This window comes from Pseudomonadota bacterium (assembly GCA_039024915.1).
In the GTDB taxonomy this organism is placed as follows: domain Bacteria; phylum Pseudomonadota; class Alphaproteobacteria; order Rhizobiales; family MH13; genus MH13.
Window position 1 is genome coordinate 1 of the sequence record JBCCPK010000024.1, and the last position, 2,828, is coordinate 2,828.

The following is a 2,828-nucleotide window of genomic DNA, read 5'->3' on the forward strand; positions in this document are numbered from 1 at the left end:
GAACGTTGCCGGCAATCCGGACTTCATCGTCAAAGTGCCCAACAGCGCGGATCACAAACCTCTCGCAGAGGGAGAGACCGTGCGGGTCGGCTGGAAAGCCGCCGATTGTCGAGCACTCGATCATTTGGCCATGTAACGGCCACCACAGTTGCAGGTTGCGGCCCCTCAATTGTCGCGACCGCAAAACCATCCAGCCGATACGACCAAAATCACGGCCGGATACAAACATGAGAGCTATCTCAAAGGGAGACTACCAGATGAAACTGACAAAACTTCTCGCAGGCACCGTGCTGTCCGCGTCTGTTGCGTTCGGCGCAACCGCTGCATTTGCAGACGGCCACTCCAAGCCCGTGACCGTGATGTCCTGGGGTGGTGCTTACACCAAGTCCCAGGTTGAGGCTTACCATAAGCCGTTTACTGAAAAGACCGGTGTCAAAATCAACTCCGTCGACTCCGACAACCCCGCCAAGCCCATCAAGGCACAGGTTGAAGCCGGTAACGTGACCGTCGATGTTGCAGACGTCGAATTCTCCGACGCCGTGCGCCTGTGCGACGAAGGCCTGCTGGAGCCCATCGATGCTTCCGCTCTGCCCGCAGCGCCCGATGGCACGCCAGCCTCCGACGACTTCATCGAAGGCGCTCTGACCGATTGCGCGGTTGCCAACATCGTGTGGTCGACCATCTATGCTTATGACTCGTCCAAGTTCTCGGGCGATAAGCCGACCACCATGGCCGACTTCTTCGACACCACGAAGTTCCCAGGAAAGCGCGGCCTGCGTAAGTCCGCAAAGGCTAACCTTGAAATGGCTCTGATGGCTGACGGCGTTGCTGCCGGTGATGTCTACAAGACGCTGGAAACCGATGAAGGCGTCGAGCGCGCCCTCGCCAAGCTGGACACGATCAAAGACTCCATCGTTTGGTGGGAAGCAGGCGCACAGCCGCCACAGCTGCTGGCCGATGGCGAAGTCGCCATGTCCACCGCCTATAACGGTCGTATCTTCAACGCAGCCGTTTCCGAAGGTAAGCCTTTCGAAATCGTCTGGGACGGTCAGATCCTCGACTTCGACCTGTTCGTGATCCCCAAAGGCGCACCGAACAAAGAAGGTGCTATGGAGTTCATCAAGTTCGCCACGGCAACCGAACAGCTGGCAGAGCAGGCCAAGTGGATCTCCTACGGTCCGGCCCGCAAATCTTCCGGCCCGCTCGTCGGCAAGTATCAGGACGGCAAAACGGACATGGGTCCGCAGATGCCAACCGCTGCTGCCAACATGGGCAACGCTCTCGTGAACTCCTTCGAGTTCTGGGCTGACCGCGACGCGGAACTGTCCGAGCGTTTCAACGCCTGGCTGAACAGCTAAGACGCTTCGGGCGATGATGATGAGCGCGCTTATCGTTCCGCCCGGCGCTATCGACTAAAAGAGCCGGGACATCCTGCGGGTGTCCCGGCTTTTTCATGGGGTCTTGTTTGAGCTTGACCCTTGCAGCTAGCCCGCAAATTGGGCCACGCTGCCAAACTTGAGAACATCGTCGGAGATGGCCGCCAACCGCGCCGCCGACATACCGATTTTTCCGCTTCGATGGGGAAGCGAGGGGGCAGATATGGCCGACACAACCGCAGGCGATCACAAGCAATTCCAGGCGGCGCCTTTTGCGGACGCATCTCGATATACCGCATCAGCTTTGGCCGCAGCTGCACCAGATGCCGGCACCGGCGATCTGACGACTGCAGACGGCACGCCGCTCAAAGCGGCACTTGCCAAGGCGCAGCGCCAAGCGCGCATTCGCGCTTTCATTCTCGTTGCCCCGCTGCTGGCCTTCATCCTCATTACCTTCATCGCGCCCATCGGCTCGATGCTTTTCCGCTCGGTCAATAATGATGCGTTCTCCGCCAATGCACCGGCGCTGTCGCAGTGGTTCGATGAGAACCCGGGCGTTATCGGCGTGCCGGAAGACGAGGCGGCATGGGAGGCGCTTGCCGCCGATATGAAGGTCGCGAAGAAAGAGCGGACGGCCGGTCAAATGGGTACCCGCATCAACTATGACCTGCCCGGTTCCCGATCGCTCTTCACCAAGACTGGCCGGAGGGCCGATCGTCTGGAGGCCCCCTTCAAGGAAGCTTTCGCGAAAACCGACAAGCGCTGGACGGAAGCTGATCTTTGGGGCGTGATGCGGCGGGCATCATCACCCAACACCGCGTCTTTCTACTATTCCGCCGTTGACCTGACACAGCAGCCCGACGGCTCCGTGGTCGCGGTCGATCCGAAGCGCGCGGTCTATGTCGATCTGTTCCAGCGCACCTTGATCCTGTCGGCAGTTATCGCCGGCCTATGTCTGCTGCTCGGGTTCCCCGTCGCGCATATGTTGGCCACCGTACCTATGCGCTATGCAAACCTGCTGCTCATTTTGGTGCTGTTGCCATTCTGGACATCGCTGCTGGTGCGCACGACCTCGTGGATGGTGTTGCTGCAGTCACAAGGTGTGGTGAACGACGCGCTCGACGCACTGGGCTTCTTCGATTTTCTCAAGGTCATTCAAGCTTTCGATCCACTGCAGGCCATGGGGGTCATCGGGACCACCGGTCGCGTGGAGATGATGTATAATCAGGCGGGCACCATCATTGCGATGGTGCACATTCTGCTGCCGTTCATGATCCTTCCGCTGTTCTCCGTGATGAAGACGATCCCGCCCAGCTACGTGCGCGCGGCGCGGTCGCTAGGGGCGTCGCAGGCGCGGGCGTTCTGGAAAGTCTATTTCCCGCAGACCATTCCCGGTATCGGGGCGGGCCTGTTGCTCGTCTTCATTCTGGCCGTCGGCTACTACATCACGCC

3 protein-coding genes are annotated in these 2,828 nt (G+C 59.7%); all 3 read left to right on the forward strand.

Translation table 11 applies throughout. The features are described 5' to 3' along the window. Window positions 1-136: TOBE domain-containing protein (locus AAF739_18005; protein MEM6384562.1), on the forward strand; the 136-nt coding region annotated here is incomplete at its 5' end. A gap of 121 nt (window positions 137-257) precedes the next feature. Then, window positions 258-1,358 carry an ABC transporter substrate-binding protein gene (locus AAF739_18010; protein ID MEM6384563.1) on the forward strand — a complete coding sequence of 367 codons (1,101 nt, stop codon included), beginning with the start codon at window positions 258-260 and terminating at the stop codon, window positions 1,356-1,358. 241 nt (window positions 1,359-1,599) lie between these two features. Then, a partial coding sequence (locus tag AAF739_18015; protein ID MEM6384564.1) for an ABC transporter permease occupies window positions 1,600-2,828 on the forward strand: 1,229 nt, incomplete at its 3' end.